This is a genomic window from Cereibacter sediminicola (genome assembly GCF_007668225.1).
GTDB classification, from domain to species: domain Bacteria; phylum Pseudomonadota; class Alphaproteobacteria; order Rhodobacterales; family Rhodobacteraceae; genus Cereibacter_A; species Cereibacter_A azotoformans.
In genome coordinates this window covers 202,157-218,411 of the sequence record NZ_VDEK01000004.1, presented here as the reverse complement: position 1 = coordinate 218,411, position 16,255 = coordinate 202,157, and the positions used below count along the sequence as shown (strand labels likewise).

The window sequence follows — 16,255 nt, the reverse complement described above, 5'->3', positions numbered from 1 at the left end:
ACGGCCGCCATCGGTGATGATCTCTATCTCAGACATAAGCACGTGCTCAGGCATAGACCTGAGCCTCCATGGTTATGCCCAAGTGTCCGGTCGAAACGGGGGCCAGTTCACAAGGTTCTTCGGCTGGAGGAAGTTTCTGCGAAAGATCCTACCCCCCTGCCCCTGCGTCGTCACGCGAGATTTCAAAGCACCGCCGCGCCGCAGGGTGCATGGTCGAAGGAAATGATCAGGGAGGAAGGATCATGAGGATTGGCTGCCCGCGGGAGATCAAGCCGCAGGAATATCGCGTGGGTCTCACGCCCCATGCCGCGCGCGAAGCCGTGGCCCACGGGCATGAGGTGCTGGTGGAAGCCGGGGCCGGCGCGGGTTCGGGCTTTCCCGACGAGGATTACCGCGGCGCCGGTGCCCGTCTGGTCTCCACCGCCGAAGAGCTTTTCGCCGAGGCCGACCTGATCGTGAAGGTAAAGGAGCCGCAGCCCGTCGAGCGCAAGCGCCTGCGCGAGGGGCAGGTGCTGTTCACCTACCTGCATCTGGCGCCCGATCCCGAGCAGACGCGCGACCTGCTGGCCTCGGGCGTCACGGCCATCGCCTATGAGACGGTGACCGACGCACGGGGCGGCCTGCCGCTTCTGGCGCCCATGTCCGAGGTGGCGGGCCGGCTCGCGCCGCAGGTGGGCGCCTGGACCTTGCAGAAGGCCAACGGCGGGCGGGGAGTCCTGCTCGGCGGTGTGCCGGGGGTGGGCCCGGCGAAGGTGGTGGTGATCGGGGGCGGCGTGGTCGGCACCCATGCAGCGCGGATCGCCGCCGGCATGGGCGCCGACGTGACCGTGCTCGACCGCTCGCTGCCGAGGCTCCGCGCGCTCGACGAGGCGTTCGGCACGCTCTTTCGCACCTCCTACGCCTCGAGCGGCAACACCGCCGAGCAGGTGACCGGCGCCGATCTGGTGATCGGGGCGGTGCTGATCCCGGGCGCCGCCGCGCCCCGGCTGGTGAGCCGGGCGCAACTGTCCGAGATGAAGCCGGGGGCTGCGATCGTCGATGTGGCGATCGACCAGGGCGGCTGCTTCGAGACCTCGCGCCCGACCACGCATCAGGACCCGATCTACGAGGTGGACGGGGTGATGCACTACTGCGTGGCCAACATGCCGGGGGCGGTGGCCCGCACCTCGACGCTCGCCCTCGGCAACGCGACCATGCCCTTCCTGCTCGCGCTCGCGGACAAGGGGTGGAAGCGCGCCTGCGAGGAGGACCCGCATCTGCTGGCCGGCCTCAACACCCACGCCGGGCATCTGACCTACTACGCCGTGGGACGCGCGCTTGAAATCGACGTGCTGTCGCCTCAGCTTGCGCTGAAGATGTAAGACCGGGGGCCCGGCCTGACCGTCGTCAGGCCGCGGCGTTTTTCAGAAGATCCCGGATCTCGGCCAGCAACTGCTCCTGCGTGGGTCCGGCCGGCTCGGCCTCGGCCGCGGGCGGGCTCTTGTGCAGGGCGGTCTCCTTCACCCGGTTCACCATCTTCACCAGCAGGAACACGACCCAGGCGATGATGAGGAAATTGATGACCGCGGTGATGAAGGCGCCGTAGGCAAAGACGGGCGCGCCCGCCTCACGGGCGGCGGCGAGGCTCGTGTAGTCGCCGTCGCCGAGGTTCACGAACAGGTTCGAGAAGTCGATCCCGCCGGTGATGAGCCCGATGACCGGGTTGATCAGATCGGCCACGAGGCTCGAGACGATCCCGGTGAAGGCCGCGCCTATGATGATGCCCACTGCCATGTCCATCACGTTGCCCTTGGCGATGAAGGACCGGAACTCGTCGAGAATGGTCATGCCCGTCTCCTGCTGTCGCGGCCGGAGGATGCTCCGGCCTCTCGCGCGACCATAGCGACCCACGGGGCGGAACGGAAACGCCCGCGATCAGACGGACCGCCTCACTGCATCAGCGCTCCGAGCACGGCCATCGCCTCGGGCGAATCCCAGTCGGCGTCCCCGATGAGCCGCGCCACCTCGCGCCCCTCGGGATCGAGGACCAGCGTCACCGGCAGCCCCATCACCCCGATCTGCCGGGCCAGGGCCGACTTCGGATCGCGCAGCACGGGCAGGTGCGTGACCTCGGCCTCCTCGAAGAACTTGCGGATGCCGGGCACGGCGTTGCGGCCGGTGGCAACCGTGACCACCGAGAATCCCTCGCCGCCCAACTCCGCCTCGAGCCGGTCGAGCGTCGGCATCTCCTCGCGGCAGGGGGCGCACCAGGTGGCCCAGAAGTTCGCCACCACCCACCGGCCGCGCCAGTCCGAGAGCGACCGCGGAGCCTCGTCGAGATCGGCCAGCATCACCTCGGGCAGCGGCCGGGCCTCGGAATGGATGACGAGCTTCTTCATGTCCCCGGCCAGGAGAGTGCGCGCCTCGGCCGGCCCCGCCGCCGCGCCGTTTGCACCGAAGGTCAAGGCCGTGTAGATCACGGCAAACAGCAGACGCAGCATTCCACCTCCCGAAGGCTTTCCATGTCCGACGCGCCCGTTTCCTCCTCCGCCGCCAACGCCATGTGGGGCGGCCGCTTCGCCGCCGGCCCCGACGCGATCATGCAGGCGATCAACGCCTCGATCGGGTTTGACAAGCGGCTCTACGCGCAGGATATCCGCGGCTCGCGCGCCCATGCCGCGATGCTCGCGGCGCAGGGCATCCTGAGTTCTAGGGATGCCGAGGCGATCGGGGAAGGGCTTCTCACCGTCTTGTCAGAGATCGAGGCGGGCGGCTTCCCGTTCCGGGTCGAGCTTGAGGACATCCACATGAATGTGGAGGCTCGGCTGAAGGAGCTGATCGGCGAGCCCGCCGGCCGGCTGCACACCGCGCGCTCGCGCAACGATCAGGTGGCGGTGGATTTCCGCCTGTGGGTCCGCGACCAGTGCGACGCGGCCATCACGGGCATCGAGGCGCTGATGCGGGCCTTCGTCGCGCAGGCCGAGGCGGGGGCCGATTGGGTGATGCCGGGCTTCACCCACCTGCAGACGGCGCAGCCGGTGACCTGGGGCCATCACATGCTGGCCTATGTCGAGATGCTGGCCCGCGACCGGTCGCGCTTCGCCGATGCCCGCGCGCGGATGAACGAATGTCCGCTCGGGGCGGCTGCGCTGGCAGGGACCGGCTTCCCCATCGACCGGCACATGACGGCGGCGGCGCTCGGCTTCGACCGGCCGACGGCGAACAGCCTCGATTCCGTCTCGGATCGCGATTTCGCGCTGGAATTCCTGTCGGCCTCGGCGATCTGCGCCCTGCATCTGTCGCGCTTCGCCGAAGAGCTCGTGATCTGGTCCTCGGCGCAGTTCCGGTTCGTCCGGCTGTCCGACCGCTGGACCACCGGCTCGTCGATCATGCCGCAGAAGAAGAACCCCGACGCGGCGGAACTGCTGCGCGCCAAGCTCGGCCGGGTGCTGGGCGCGGCGGTGGCGCTCTTCACGGTGATGAAGGGCCTGCCGCTGACCTATTCCAAGGACATGCAGGAAGACAAGGAACAGGTCTTCGACGCGGCCGACACGCTGATGCTGGGGCTGGCTGCCATGACCGGCATGGTGGCCGACATGCAGGCCAACCGCGAAAGCCTCGCCGCCGCCGCCGCCTCGGGCTTCTCGACCGCGACCGATCTCGCCGACTGGCTGGTGCGCGAGCTGGATCTGCCCTTCCGCGACGCGCACCATGTGACGGGCACGCTCGTCGCCCGCGCCGAGGCCCGCGGCTGCGACCTGCCCGACCTGTCGCTGGCCGAGATGCAGGAGGTCCATCCGGGCATCCGCGAGGATGTGTTCGCCGTCCTCGGCGTCGCGAATTCCGTGCGCAGCCGCACCTCCTACGGCGGCACCGCGCCCGACAATGTCCGCGCGCAGGCCGCGCGCTGGAAAGAGCTGCTGGGAGGCGCCGCATGAGAGCCCCGCTGATCCTTCTTGTCCTCGCGCTGGCCGGCTGCGGCATTGATGGCCCGCCGCTGCGGCCCGGCACCGACCAGCCGGTCGAGGTTCAGCCCGGTCTCACGATCGGCGGCACCGCCGAGTTCGGCATCAGGAGCAACTGAGCAGGATGGGCCGCGCGCTTCTCCTGCTGCTGGCGCTCGCCGCCTGCGCCGATCCGAATGCACCGCATGTCGGGTTGGGCGTCGGCGTCGGACCGGGAGGGGTGAGCGTCCATCCCCGCATGTCCACCCGCGTGGGCGCAACAAGCGTCGGCGTGTCCCCGCACGGCGCCTCGGTGGGCACGGGCATCGGAAACGTAGGCGTCGCCGTTGGAGGAGCTTTCTGACATGTCCCCGCTGCGCATGATCTTTCTGGCCCTCGCGATCTGGGGCGCCATCCACCCGATGTATCACTTCGTCTCCTACATGGTGACGACGGGCGAAGGGTTCGGCGGCCTGATCGACGCCTGGTATGTGAACGCCTCGACCACGGGCCTCGTCTGGGATCTGACCATCGCGGCCATCACGCTCACGGTCTGGATCCTCGCAGAGTGTTTCTCCCGCAGGGCATGGATCGGGCTGGTGGCCATCCCGGCCACCTTCCTGATCGGCGTCTCGTGCGGGTTGCCGCTCTATCTGTTCCTCCGTTCGCGCCCCGCCACCTGAGGCTGCGGCCCTTCCGACCCACGAGACCGAGACATCATGGACCATTTCCTCTACCGCAACGGGTCGCTCCACGCCGAAGAGGTGCCGCTGGCCGATATCGCCGCCACCGTCGGCACCCCCTTCTACTGCTATTCGGCGGCCACGCTCGAGCGGCACTACCGGCTCTTCACCGAGGCGCTGACCCCGCTGCCGCACATGGTCTGCTTCGCCATCAAGTCGCTGTCGAACCTTGCGGTGCTCAAGCTGCTGGGCGATCTCGGCGCGGGGATGGATGTGGTCTCGGGCGGGGAATATCTGCGCGCGCGCGCCGCCGGCGTGCCGGGCGAGCGCATCGTCTTCTCGGGCGTGGGCAAGACGCGCGAGGAGATGCGCCTCGCGCTCGAAGGCGGGATCCGCCAGTTCAACGTGGAGTCCGAGCCCGAGATGCGGGCGCTGTCCGAGGTGGCGGCCTCGATGGGCCTGCGCGCGCCGATCGCCGTCCGGGTGAACCCGGATGTGGATGCCCGCACGCACGAGAAGATCGCCACCGGCAAGAAGGAAAACAAGTTCGGCATCCCGATCGCGCGCGCCTCCGAGGTCTATGCCGAGGCGGCGGCCCTGCCGGGGCTGGAGGTCGTGGGCATCGACGTGCACATCGGCTCGCAGCTGACCGAACTCGAACCGTTCGAGCAGGCCTACCTCAAGGTCGCCGACCTGACCGGACGCCTGCGCGCCGAGGGCCACGAGATCCGCCGGCTCGATCTTGGCGGGGGCCTCGGCATCCCCTACACCCGCTCGAACGAGGCCCCTCCCCTGCCCACCGATTACGGCGCGCTCATCAAGCGTACCGTCGGGCATCTCGGCTGCGAGATCGAGATCGAGCCGGGGCGGCTGATCTCGGGCAATTCGGGTGTGCTGGTCAGCCGGGTCATCTATGTCAAGAACGGCGAGGGGCGCGACTTCCTGATCCTCGACGCGGCGATGAACGATCTCGTGCGGCCCTCGATGTATGGCGCGCACCACGACATCGTGCCGGTGGCCGAGGCCGCGCCGGGCACCAAGGGCCAGCCCTATGACGTCGTGGGCCCGATCTGCGAGACGGGCGACACTTTCGCCAAGGCGCGTCCGCTGCCGCCCATGTCCGAGGGCGATCTCGTGGCCTTCCGCTCGGCCGGCGCCTACGGCGCGGTGATGGCCTCGGAATACAACTCGCGCCCACTGGTGCCCGAGGTGCTGGTGCGCGGGGATCACTTCGCCGTCATACGGGCGAGACCGACGTTTGACGAAATGCTGAGGCGCGATAGCATCCCTGAATGGCTGTGACGCGCGCAGCCTCAGTCAGGCGAGGCGCATGGCCCAGAAGAACCGCGACACCGCCCCGGATCCCGCGACCGAGACGGCCCTTGCCCGTCTGATCTGGCCGCTCCGCCTGACGTGGGCGGGGCTCTGGGCCGAGCGGCTTGCGCGCGGCTTCTGGCCGGTCTGGACGATCCTGATCGCCGCGCTGGCGGCGCTGGTCCTCGGGGTGCAGGATGCCCTGCCGCTCGAGTGGGTGCAGGGTGGGCTGGCGGCGACGGGCATCGGGGCACTGCTCGCCGCGGGCTTCGGCCTGCGGACCTTCCGCAGACCCGGCCGGGCGGAGGCGCTGGCGCGTCTCGACGCTTCGCTGCCGGGCCGGCCGATCTCCTCCATGACCGACGCGCAGGCCATCGGCAGCGCCGATCCCTGGTCACGCGCGATCTGGGAGACCCATCGCCGCCGGATGGCGGAACGCGCGGCCCTCGCCCGGCCGGTCCCGCCGGACCTGCGGCTTGCCCGCCGCGATCCGTTCGCGCTGCGCTACCTGGCGCTGACGGCGCTGGTGGTGGCGCTGATGTTCGGCTCGGTCTGGCGCGTGGCTTCGGTGACGGGGCTTGCCGGAAGCGGGGCCGAGGCGATGGTCGGGCCGAGCTGGGAGGCCTGGGCGCAGCCCCCCTCCTACACCGGCAAACCCTCGCTCTATCTCAATGACATCGACGCGCCCGAGATCACGCTGCCCGTGGGCAGCCGGCTGCAGATCCGCCTCTATGGCGAGGTGGGATCGCTGAGCGTCAGCGAGAGCGTCTCGGGCCGTCCGGCGGGCGAGGCCCCGGCCGGCCCCGCGCAGGATGTCGAGGTGCGCCAGAACGGCGCCGTGACGATCGACGGTCCCGCCGGCCGCGCCTGGAAGGTGATGGCCCTGGCCGATCGCCCGCCGCTCGTCACCGCCGACGGCAACATGGAGCGCGAGGCGGACGGGCAGATGAAGCTCTCGTTCTCGGCGCAGGACGATTACGGCGTGACCGGCGGGCAGGCGACGATCCTGCTCGACCTGCCCGCCGTGGATCGCCGCTTCGGCCTGACGATCGAGCCGGAACCGCGCGAGCCGGTGACGCTCGACCTGCCGCTGCCGATCTCGGGCAGCCGGGCCGAGTTCACCGAGACGCTGGTCGAGGATCTGGCCAGGCATCCGTTCGCCAACCTGCCCGTGGTGCTGAACCTGACGGTGACCGATGCGGCGATGCAGGAGGGCCGGGCCGAGCCGCTGAAGGTGGTACTGCCGGGCCGGCGCTTCTTCGACCCGCTGGCCGCGGCGCTGATCGAGCTGCGGCGTGACCTGCTCTGGAATCGGGCAAACGGTCCGCGGACGGCGCAGATCCTCCATGCCGTCACCCATGCGCCCGCCGGTCTCTTCCGCAACGAGGGCGCCTTCCTGCGCACGCGGGTGCTGATGCGGAGCTTGGACGCCGAGGCCGCCACCCTTGCGCCGGCGCTGCGCGACGAGATCGCCGAGCAGCTCTGGGAGATCGCCCTGATGGTCGAGGAAGGCGATCTCGCCTCGGCACTCGAGGCGCTGCGGCGCGCGCAGGACCGGCTGGACGAGGCGATCCGCAACGGCGCCTCGCCCGACGAGATCCAGCGCCTCATGGACGAGATGCGGCAGGCGCTCGAGAATTACATGCGCGAGCTGGCCGAAGAGGCGATGCGCAACCCCGACCAGCAGCAGTCCGAGAACCGGCAGACGATGGAGATGTCCGGCGACCAGCTGCAGGAGATGCTCGACAAGCTGCAGGAGCTGATGGAGCAGGGCCGGATGGCCGAAGCGGCCGAGCTGATGGAGATGATGCGTCAGCTGATGGAGAACATGCAGGTCACGATGGGCGAAGGCCAGGGCCAGGGGCAGGGCAGCCAGGCGATGCGGGACCTGTCCGAGACGCTGCGCGACCAGCAGGGCCTGTCGGACGAATCCTTCCGCCAGTTGCAGCGCGGGCCGAACGGCCAGCCCCGCGGCGGCGAGGAGGGCGAGGGTGAGGGTGAGGGCCAGGACGGCCGCAGCCTCGCCGACCGCCAGCGCGAACTGGGCGACCGGCTGAACGGGACGCAGCGGGGCGACCTGCCCGGGCAGGGCAGCGAGCGCGGCGAGAGCGGCCGCCGCTCGCTCGACGAGGCGGGCCGGGCGATGCGTGAGGCCGAGCGGGCCCTGCGCGAGGGCGACATGCCCGGCGCGCTCGACCGGCAGGCCGAGGCGATGGAACGGCTGCGCGAGGGGATGCGGGAGCTGGGCGAGGCCATGGCCGAGGAGCAGCGCCAGCAGAACGGCGACGGCCAGGGCGAGGCCTTCGGCCGGGCGGATCCGAACAGCCAGCGCGATCCGCTGGGCCGCGAGCCGGGCGAGACCGGCCGGATCGGCTCGGACCGCAACATGCTGCAGGGAGAGGATGTCTATCGCCGGGCGCAGGATCTGCTGGACGAGATCCGGCGCCGCTCGGGCGATCTTTCGCGGCCCGAGATCGAGCGCGAGTATCTGCGCCGGTTGCTCGACATGTACTGACGGAAGCGGGGGGCTGTCTGCCCCCCGCACCCCCCGAGGATATTTTCACAGAGTGAAGGGACGGCCTGTCAGGCGCCGCCGCGGAGTTGGTCGGCCGCCGCGCGCAGCAGCCGGTCGAGGAGGAGCCGCGCCTCGTCCACCCCCGCCACGTAGCGGCGCAGGGCGGGCTCCGCGCCGGGGATCTCGGCCGCGATCCGGGGCGCCATGACATAGGCCAGCGCGAGCATCAGCGCGGCAAAGATCATCAGGAAGAAACCGGCGCGATGGGCCGCGCGCGACGGGCGAACCGGCGCGGGTGCGGGCAGGAGATCCTCGGCGGGGCGGGCGGCGTTCGACCTGAGGCTGGAATTGATCTCCTCGATGTCGGGGAGAAGATCGCGGCGCGGGCGCGGCATGGGTTCCGCGAGGGCCGGCTCGGGCGGCGGGGGCGCGGCTGGCGCGGCAGAGGGGGCCGGCTCGGGCGCCGGTTCCGGCCGCATGGCTGGCGGACCGGTCACCTCGGCCTCGCGCTGGCGGGCGGCCAGTTCGGCCTCTTCGCGCAGGACGGCCAGGAGGCCCTTGTCGAGGCTGCGGCTGGGCGGCGCGACGGGTGCAGGTTCGGGAAAGCCCGCGTCCTCCTCCTCCTCATCGGGGAGCGGCGGCAGGGGCGCCGCGGGATGCGGCACGGATGCGGGGGACGGCGGCGCCGCCTCTGGCGGGGGGGCCAGGGGGACCGGGTGCTCGGCCTCTGACGCGGGAGTCAGCGAGACCGGGCGATGGAACCAGCCGTGGCCGCAGTTGGAGCACTGGACATCCCGCCCCTCCGGCGGGATGGCATCATCGGACACCTCGTATTGCGCATCGCAATTCGGGCAAATCAGCCGCATGTCCCTCTTCCTGCCGCATGTTCTGGTTCTTGCCCCATCTTGTAGCGCCGTTGGTCGGCCCATCCAAGCCTTTGCGGCCCGCGCCGCACCGAGCCGCATTGAAACCGCGCACAGGTCGGTTAAGACTGCGGCCGCATCGCGGGGACCCGAGGAGAGTGCAGGCGTGATCGCCTTCGACAATGTCGCCTACAGTTACGGCGGGGGGGAACTCCTGTCGGAGATCTCGCTGCGTCTCACGCCGGGGTCGTTCCATTTCCTGACCGGGCCTTCCGGGTCGGGCAAGTCCACCTTCCTCAAGCTCTGCTACGCCGAACTGCTGCCGACGGCCGGCAGCGTCACCATCTTCGACCGCGAGGTGCGCAGCCTCGGCCGGGACGAGGTGGCCAGGATGCGTCGGCGCGTGGGCGTGGTCCATCAGGACTGCCAGTTCCTCGACCACCTGCCGCTGGCGGCGAACGTCACCCTGCCGCTTGCGGTCACGGGGCGCGAGACGAACGCGCAGGATCTGGCCGACCTGATGGCCTGGGTCGGCCTCGGGCAGTTGGCGGATGCGCTGCCGCCCGCCTTGTCGGGGGGCGAGCGGCAGCGGGCCGCCGTGGCACGGGCCATCATCACCTCGCCCGACGTGCTTCTGGCGGACGAGCCCACCGGAAACCTCGACTGGGAGATGTCGCTGCGGCTCTTGAAACTGCTGGTCGAGCTGAACCGGATGGGGACCACGATCCTGGTCGCGACCCACGATCTCAACCTGATCCGCAACGCCAAGCAGCAGGTGGCGGCGCGGGTGCTGCGGATCTCGAACCGGCGCATCCAGCTTGCGGGGGCCGACCTGTGACGCTGCGCGAGCTGCTGAGCGAGATCGCCACGCCGGACCGGCAGGCGGACCGGGTGGTGCCGCCCTCGGGCCACACGGCCTGGCTCACGGGGTTCACGGCCGGAACCATGGCCTTTCTTGCCGTCTTCGCGCTCGCCCTGTCGCTGGCGGCGGGGCGGCTTGCGGATCGCTGGGGCGAGGCGCTGGAGCGGACGGCCACGATCCGCATCTCGGCCCCGGAAGAGCAGATGGAGCTGCAGACGCGCGCCGTTCTCGACCTGCTGGCCACGACGCCGGGCGTCGCCTCGGCGCGGGCGCTGACGGACGCCGAGGAACATGCGCTGCTCGAGCCCTGGTTCGGCTCGGACCTGCCGCTCGACACGCTGCCGATCCCGCGGCTGATCGAGCTGCAGGAGGAGGGCGAGGGCTACGACGCGCAGGGCCTGCGCCAGAGGCTGGCGGCCGAGGCGCCGGGCGCGGTGCTTGACGATCACCTGCGCTGGCGCCAGCCGCTGGCCATCGCGGCGTCGCGGCTCAGGCTGCTGGGGGGGGTGTCGATCCTTCTGATCCTCGCGAGCACGGCCGCAATGATCACGCTGGCCGCCCATGCGTCGCTGGCCGCCAACGCCAAGGTGATCGGCGTGCTGCGCCTCGTGGGGGCGCGCGACATCTACATCGCGCGGGCCTTCGTGCGCCGCTTCACGCTGCGCGCGCTGGCCGGCGCGGCGGTGGGCACGGGGGCGGGGCTGCTTGCCGTGGCGCTGCTGCCCTCGGCCGATGCGGCGGGCGGCTTCCTTACTGGGCTGGGCTTTCAGGGCGCGGGCTGGCTCCTGCCGTTGCTGCTGCCACCCGTGGCCGCCGTCACCGCCTTTCTCGCCACCCGCGCCGCCGCCTTCCGCAAGCTCAAGGAACTCACCTGATGCGCACCGCGCTGCAATGGATCCGGTCGATCCTCTTCAACATCGTGATGTATGTCTCGATGATCGCCCTCGCGCTGGCCTTCACGCCGCTGGTGCTGGTGGATCCGAAATGGGCGCCGGTCTGGATGCGGCTCTTTGCGCGCTGGACGCGGTTCATCCTGCGCTGGATCGCGGGCCTGAAGACCGAGGTCCGCGGAGAGGTGCCGACGGGCGCCGCGCTCATCGCCTCGAAGCACCAGAGCTTCCTCGATTCCATCCTGCTCTTCTCGGTGCTGCCGGCGCCGCGCTTCATCATGAAGAAGCAGCTGGCCTGGATCCCGCTGATGGGCTGGATGGCGATCAAGGCGGGCTTCATTCCCCTCGATCGCGGCAAGCGCGGTGTGGCGATCAAGAGGATGATGGCCGATGTCGAGAAGGGCCGCGCCACGCCGGGGCAACTGATCATCTATCCGCAGGGCACCCGCGTGGCGCCGGGCCGGCATCTGCCCTACAAGATGGGCACCGCCGCGCTCTATGCGCAGCTCGAGCAGGACTGCTATCCGGTGGCGGCGAACGTGGGGGTGTTCTGGCCCCGGCACGGGATCTACCGGCGTCCGGGCACCGCGGTGATCGAGTTCCTGCCGCCGATCCCGCCGGGCCACACGGCCGCGACCTTCATGGTCGAGCTTGAAGGCGCAATCGAGACCGCCTCGAACCGGCTGATCGCCGAGGCGCGGGCGGACTGAGGCAGCCTTGGCGGTCAGCGGCCGGCCGGCCTCACCATGGTGATGGCGGCCTTGAAGCCGAAGACATGGCGCAGGGCCCCGATCCCGTGGCTGCGGATCGCAACGAACCCCTGCCGCTCGTAAAGGGCGCGGGCGCGCCAGTTGCTGTCGATCACGTCGAGCCGGACGGACGCGTAGCCGCGCCGCCGCGCCTCGTCGCAGATCTCGGCCAGAAGCGCGCTGCCGATCCCCTGGCTGCGCATGTCGCGCGCGACGCAGATCCCGTCGAGCAGGAAGCGGTCATTGTCCACCTCGCTCTGAAGCGCGCGCAGGATCAGCGCGCGCCAGGTTCCGCCCCAGACGCCATAGACCGCACGCATGTCGGCGAAGGTGCCACCGGCGAACCCGCCCGCGGGCGTCTTGAAGCCCGCGAGCCCCTGCAACCGCCCCTCACCGTCGAGGGCGGCGATTGCATGATCGGCCCGCATCACCCGCTCGAGGAAGGCCAGCGCCCGGGGCTCGGGGCCCATCACCCGGTCGAGCTTGCCGCCGAAGGCCTGCCAGTAGAGTTCGGCCGCCAGCCGCCTCTGCCCCGACGGCAAGCCGCGCCTGAGTTCGATCCTCATATCAGGGCCAGCCGAAGCTGGTCGGCGTGGCCCGCGCCGAGGATCCAGCCCTCTTCCCGGCGTCCGGGCCAGTCGGGCACATCCTCGAGCAGCTCGGAGAGCGAGCCGTCCCGCGCCATGCGCCAGAGCGCGCGCGCCATCAGCCGCACCTGCGCGGAATCCTTGATCTCGCCGTCGCGGGTGGCCTTGGCGATGGCGGGCCCGAGGAGCGACGGGTAGATCTCGGCCACCACGAGCGGCCCCGAGGCCGGCTCGAACGGCCAGGCCTGCGCGTGGAAGCGGCGGCGCAACCGCGAGATCACCGGCAGTCCGAGCAGCGCCTGCGAGCCGACCGAGCCGGTGGTGTAGAGCTTCCAGACCGGATGGGCCCTGGGCACGGCCAGTTCCACCCGGCGCCGCTCGGCCAGGCCGAGCGCGGCATGGTCGCAGAGCTTGCGGTCGGGCAGATGGGCCAGATCGAGCCCGCCCGGCCGGCCCCAGAAGGGCCCCTCGCCGGGAAAGTCGGCGTTGATCCGGTCGGCCAGCTGGAAGCGGTTGTTGGCGTTGTCCGGCCCGTCCTCGATCCGGGCCTCGAGCCACTCCCAGAGCGCGGGCGCGAAGGCCTCGCCCGTCAGACGGGGGGCAAAGCCCTCGGGATAGCCGAAGGGGAAGTCGAACCCCGCCAGCACCCGCCGCCCCGCGACCAGCTCGAAGGCGAAGAGGTCGTTCAGATGCGCCTCGGCATCGGCGCGCGTGCGGTGGTAGCTGACCGTCTCGCCAAGGGGCGAGGCCACGCCGATCCAGATCGCGTCCGACGAGGGCTTGCGCGGCGAGGGCACCGAGGCGCCCGACCAGTCCACCGCGATCACCGTGTCGAAGCCCGACCGCACGAGCCCCGAATCCTTCAGGATGAAATCCGCCACCGCCTCGGTGTCGTCGAGGTCCAGCACCGGCACCGGAAGCGCAAGCGCGGCGTCGCTGGCCACGGCGCGCACCCAAGGGTCCTCGGGCTGGATGAGTGCATGGCCCGCGCCCTCGCGGAAGACCTCGATCCTGGGATGGGGCTCGGTCTTGAACCCCTCGACCAGCACCAGATCGACCGGCGCCATGCGGTCGAGGATGGCCGCCAGACGGGGGGCCTCGCCCCGGTGTTCGTGCGTGAGAACAAAGCGGCCGGGCCCGGCCAGCACCACCTCGGAGGCGCCCGCGATCCGATGGCGGTGGCTGTCGCTGCCGGGCCGGTCGGGATCCACGTCATGATGGCTGTGCTTGACCGTCGAGACACTGAAGCCGCGCGCGCCGATGGCGGCAACCAGCCGCTCCACGAGGCAGGTCTTGCCCGCGCCCTTCCAGCCGATGATCCCGTAGATCCTCATTCACCCTTTCCGCAGCAACGATTCGGCGCGCGCGAGATCCTCGGGCGCGTTGAGGTTCAGGAAGGCGTTTTCATCGGGAAATCCAGCCCGTGCGGCCCCATGCCGCGCCGCGAAGCCCATCACCCGCGCCTCGCCCGACGCGAGCCAGCGGTCAAGATCCTCGGCCAGCGCCACGGGCCAGAGGCCGCAGGCCGGGTGGGTGCGCCCGCCCGCCTCGGCCACCGCGCAGCCGCCGTCGCCCGCCAGCCAGAGCCTCGGCGCCAGATCGCCGGGCAGGAAGGGCGTGTCCACCGGCGCCGTGACCAGCGCATCCGCCCCCGCGGCCGCGGCCCACCGCAGCCCCGCAAGCACGCCCGACAGTGGCCCCTGCGGATGGGCGTCCGGCAGGACCGGCAACCCGAGCGCCGCGAAGCGCGCGGGATCGCCGTTGGCGCTGATGGCCAGTTCCTCGACCTGCGGGGCCAGCCGCTCGGCCACATGCCGCACAAGGGGCCGGCCCGCCAGCGGCACGAAGGCTTTGTCCGTGCCGCCCATGCGCCGCCCCTGCCCGCCCGCAAGGATCAGACCGTAAAGCCTCATCTCAGCCTCCGATTGCATCGCCCGGCGAGAAGCCCTAAGCGCAAGAGTCGCGGCCGACAACCCGAAGGTTCCTGCCATGTCCATCCGACGTTCCGCCTTCCTGCGCGGCCTGTGGGCCGCCCTGCCCTTCTCGCTGGTGATCGCGCCCTTCGGGCTGCTGTTCGGCGTGGTGGGCACCGAGGCCGGGCTCGACATCGTCGAGGTCATGGGCTTTTCCATCATCGTCATCGCGGGCGCGGCGCAGTTCGCAGCCGTGCAGATGATGGCCGACCATGCGCCGACGCTGATCATCCTCGCCACCTCGCTGGCGGTGAACCTGCGGATGGCGATGTATTCGGCCTCGCTCACGCCCCATCTGGGCAAGGCCCCCACCGGGATGCGGGCGCTGATCGCCTATTGCCTCGTGGACCAGACCTACGCCGCCTCGATGATCGAATACGAGCGGAAGCCGCAGCAGAGCCTCGGCGAGAAGGTCGCCTTCTTCTTCGGCACGGTGCTGCCGATCTGCCCGCTGTGGTATGCGGCAACCTACGCCGGCGCCAGGCTCGGCACCCGGATCCCGCCCGAGTTCGCGCTCGATTTCGCGGTGCCGATCACCTTCCTTGCCATGATCGCGCCGCTGTTGCGCACCCCGGCCCATATCGCCGCGGCGGGCGTGTCGGTGGCCCTGTCGCTGGCGCTGGCCTTCATTCCCTACAACGGCGGACTTCTGGTGGCCGCGATGGCCGCGATGGTGACGGGGGCGCAGGTCGAGGCCTGGACGGAACGGAGGCGCGTCGCATGATCGAGAACACCACCCAGGTCTGGACCGTGATGATCGTGCTGGGCCTCGGCACGTTCCTGTTGCGCTTTTCCTTCCTCGGGCTGATCGGCAGCCGGTCGCTGCCGGTCTGGGCGCTGCGGCTGCTGCGCTACACGCCCGTGGCGGTCCTGCCGGGGCTGGTGGCGCCGCTCGTCCTCTGGCCGCCGGCCACCGGGGGCGTCACCGACCCCGCACGTCTGGCCGCCGCCATCGCGACGGTCGGGGTCGGGCTCGTGACGCGCAACGTGTTCGCCGCGATCTTCGGTGGGGCGGCGGTGCTCTACCTCACGCCCTGGCTGATGGGGCTCTGAGAGCGGCCCGTCAGCCCAGCCGCGGATCGCCCTGCTGCACGATCAGCACGCCGTGATTGTCGTCGGCATCGTCGTCGCGGATGGTGCGGGTGGTGACGCCCGGCAGCTTGGCGAACTCCGCCCTGAGCCGGTTCGGGAACCATGTCACGCCGACCTGCTCCAGGCCCGGCGTGCCGTGCAGGATGGTCGAGATCGCGCGCGTGCAGTTGGCCTTGGGCACCGCGCCATAGGCCATCGCCCGCCGCATCACCGTCTCGGCGATCTCGGGCGAGACCAGAACCGTCTGCTCGTGGACGTCAAAGGTCTCGCGCGCGTGATAGTCGATGTAGAAGGACACGACCTTCGGCGTCACGCCGAAATGGACGTCGTTCCGCTCGGGCAGCGCGGGATGGTGCCAGCTGCCCGCGGGATCGAACATGATCACCTGCGAGCCGTTGATCAGCAGCCCCGAATGGGCCCCCGCCCCGTCCTTCACCCGCGTCACGGTGAAGAGGGTGATCGAGGTCGGCTCGCCCGAGACGAACCGGGCGCGGGTCACCTGGTCGTCCGGCGCCCAGACGGGCTCGGCACCGCCACAGGCGGCCAGCGCCAGGAAGGCGACGCAGAAGAGGAAATGGCGCATGATCTGTCCGGTGTGCGTCGCCGCGGGAGGCGTCAGACGTTGGCGAGAGCGAGGAAGATCAGCACGGCGACGATGATGACCGCGCCCCACGAGACCATGCGGATGAAGGCCGCAAAGGTCTTCTGCTGCTCGCGGATGTCCATCGTGCCGGGCACATGCCCGTGCGCGGGGTGCGTGTGATCTGCCATCGGTCCGGTTCCCTTGTTGTCTTTCGCCATCTA

Annotated in this window: 19 protein-coding genes; 11 read left to right on the top strand and 8 right to left on the bottom strand. The window is 70.5% G+C overall.

What is annotated here, in order from left to right:
- Nucleotides 1–242 precede the first annotated feature (242 nt).
- Nucleotides 243–1,361 carry an alanine dehydrogenase gene (ald, locus tag FG154_RS04970; protein ID WP_145104874.1) on the top strand — a complete coding sequence of 373 codons (1,119 nt, stop codon included), beginning with the start codon at nt 243–245 and terminating at the stop codon, nt 1,359–1,361.
- 25 nt (nt 1,362–1,386) lie between these two features.
- On the opposite strand, the gene mscL is transcribed toward ald, so the two are convergent.
- Complete coding sequence (gene mscL, locus FG154_RS04965) at nt 1,387–1,827, bottom strand: large conductance mechanosensitive channel protein MscL (RefSeq protein WP_145104872.1); 441 nt, start codon at nt 1,825–1,827, stop codon at nt 1,387–1,389.
- A 101-nt stretch (nt 1,828–1,928) separates the two neighbouring features.
- Nucleotides 1,929–2,480, bottom strand: a complete 552-nt coding sequence (locus FG154_RS04960) for a TlpA disulfide reductase family protein (RefSeq protein ID WP_145104870.1) — start codon at nt 2,478–2,480, stop codon at nt 1,929–1,931.
- Between the two features lie 21 nt (nt 2,481–2,501).
- On the opposite strand from FG154_RS04960, the gene argH reads away from it, so the two are divergent.
- From argH to FG154_RS04930, 5 genes are all read left to right on the top strand, one after another.
- The gene (argH, locus tag FG154_RS04955; protein ID WP_145104868.1) at nt 2,502–3,917 is read left to right on the top strand and encodes an argininosuccinate lyase; all 1,416 of its coding nucleotides are present in this window, start codon (nt 2,502–2,504) and stop codon (nt 3,915–3,917) included.
- Complete coding sequence (locus FG154_RS04950) at nt 3,914–4,063, top strand: argininosuccinate lyase (RefSeq protein WP_145104866.1); 150 nt, start codon at nt 3,914–3,916, stop codon at nt 4,061–4,063. Before argH ends, FG154_RS04950 begins: the two co-directional genes overlap by 4 nt.
- A gap of 225 nt (nt 4,064–4,288) precedes the next feature.
- Nucleotides 4,289–4,606 carry a DUF2834 domain-containing protein gene (locus tag FG154_RS04940; protein WP_145104862.1) on the top strand — a complete coding sequence of 106 codons (318 nt, stop codon included), beginning with the start codon at nt 4,289–4,291 and terminating at the stop codon, nt 4,604–4,606.
- A gap of 36 nt (nt 4,607–4,642) precedes the next feature.
- Nucleotides 4,643–5,908, top strand: a complete 1,266-nt coding sequence (gene lysA, locus FG154_RS04935) for a diaminopimelate decarboxylase (protein ID WP_145104860.1) — start codon at nt 4,643–4,645, stop codon at nt 5,906–5,908.
- 28 nt (nt 5,909–5,936) lie between these two features.
- On the top strand, nt 5,937–8,435 hold the full coding sequence (locus FG154_RS04930; protein ID WP_145104858.1) for a TIGR02302 family protein: 2,499 nt from the start codon (nt 5,937–5,939) through the stop codon (nt 8,433–8,435).
- 68 nt (nt 8,436–8,503) lie between these two features.
- Here FG154_RS04930 and FG154_RS04925 read toward each other — a convergent pair whose 3' ends face one another.
- Nucleotides 8,504–9,301 (bottom strand): zinc-ribbon domain-containing protein, encoded by a 798-nt coding sequence (locus tag FG154_RS04925; protein WP_145104856.1) that lies wholly within the window; start codon nt 9,299–9,301, stop codon nt 8,504–8,506.
- A 163-nt stretch (nt 9,302–9,464) separates the two neighbouring features.
- On the opposite strand from FG154_RS04925, the gene FG154_RS04920 reads away from it, so the two are divergent.
- Genes FG154_RS04920 through FG154_RS04910 form a run of 3 tightly spaced genes read left to right on the top strand, consistent with a single transcriptional unit; the run spans nt 9,465 to nt 11,760 of the window.
- On the top strand, nt 9,465–10,136 hold the full coding sequence (locus FG154_RS04920; protein ID WP_011909409.1) for a cell division ATP-binding protein FtsE: 672 nt from the start codon (nt 9,465–9,467) through the stop codon (nt 10,134–10,136).
- Nucleotides 10,133–11,035 (top strand): cell division protein FtsX, encoded by a 903-nt coding sequence (locus FG154_RS04915; RefSeq protein ID WP_145104854.1) that lies wholly within the window; start codon nt 10,133–10,135, stop codon nt 11,033–11,035. The genes FG154_RS04920 and FG154_RS04915 overlap by 4 nt, the downstream gene beginning before the upstream one ends.
- The gene (locus FG154_RS04910; RefSeq protein ID WP_145104852.1) at nt 11,035–11,760 is read left to right on the top strand and encodes a lysophospholipid acyltransferase family protein; all 726 of its coding nucleotides are present in this window, start codon (nt 11,035–11,037) and stop codon (nt 11,758–11,760) included. Before FG154_RS04915 ends, FG154_RS04910 begins: the two co-directional genes overlap by 1 nt.
- Before the next feature lie 14 nt (nt 11,761–11,774).
- Here the strand turns inward: FG154_RS04910 and FG154_RS04905 are convergent, their stop codons facing one another.
- The 3 genes from FG154_RS04905 to mobA are packed head-to-tail and all read right to left on the bottom strand — an operon-like array spanning nt 11,775 to nt 14,299.
- A complete protein-coding gene (locus FG154_RS04905) occupies nt 11,775–12,365 on the bottom strand; it encodes a GNAT family N-acetyltransferase (RefSeq protein WP_145104850.1) in 591 nt (196 codons plus the stop codon).
- Nucleotides 12,362–13,720, bottom strand: coding sequence for a molybdopterin-guanine dinucleotide biosynthesis protein B (gene mobB, locus FG154_RS04900; protein ID WP_145104848.1), 1,359 nt, complete (start codon nt 13,718–13,720; stop codon nt 12,362–12,364). Before mobB ends, FG154_RS04905 begins: the two co-directional genes overlap by 4 nt.
- Nucleotides 13,721–14,299 (bottom strand): molybdenum cofactor guanylyltransferase MobA, encoded by a 579-nt coding sequence (gene mobA / locus FG154_RS04895; RefSeq protein ID WP_145104846.1) that lies wholly within the window; start codon nt 14,297–14,299, stop codon nt 13,721–13,723. It abuts the gene before it with no gap.
- Nucleotides 14,300–14,375: 76 nt separating this feature from the next.
- Between mobA and FG154_RS04890 the strand changes: the two genes are divergently transcribed.
- Together FG154_RS04890 and FG154_RS04885 are read left to right on the top strand one after the other, a co-directional pair.
- Nucleotides 14,376–15,083 carry an AzlC family ABC transporter permease gene (locus tag FG154_RS04890; RefSeq protein WP_145104844.1) on the top strand — a complete coding sequence of 236 codons (708 nt, stop codon included), beginning with the start codon at nt 14,376–14,378 and terminating at the stop codon, nt 15,081–15,083.
- Nucleotides 15,080–15,412: an AzlD domain-containing protein gene (locus FG154_RS04885; protein WP_011909416.1), complete on the top strand. Its 333-nt coding sequence runs from the start codon at nt 15,080–15,082 to the stop codon at nt 15,410–15,412. Before FG154_RS04890 ends, FG154_RS04885 begins: the two co-directional genes overlap by 4 nt.
- 10 nt (nt 15,413–15,422) lie before the next feature.
- Here FG154_RS04885 and FG154_RS04880 read toward each other — a convergent pair whose 3' ends face one another.
- Both FG154_RS04880 and FG154_RS04875 read right to left on the bottom strand, forming a co-directional pair.
- Nucleotides 15,423–16,034, bottom strand: a complete 612-nt coding sequence (locus FG154_RS04880) for a hypothetical protein (protein ID WP_145104842.1) — start codon at nt 16,032–16,034, stop codon at nt 15,423–15,425.
- Between the two features lie 32 nt (nt 16,035–16,066).
- Nucleotides 16,067–16,252, bottom strand: coding sequence for an aa3-type cytochrome c oxidase subunit IV (locus FG154_RS04875; RefSeq protein WP_011909418.1), 186 nt, complete (start codon nt 16,250–16,252; stop codon nt 16,067–16,069).
- Nucleotides 16,253–16,255 lie beyond the last annotated feature (3 nt).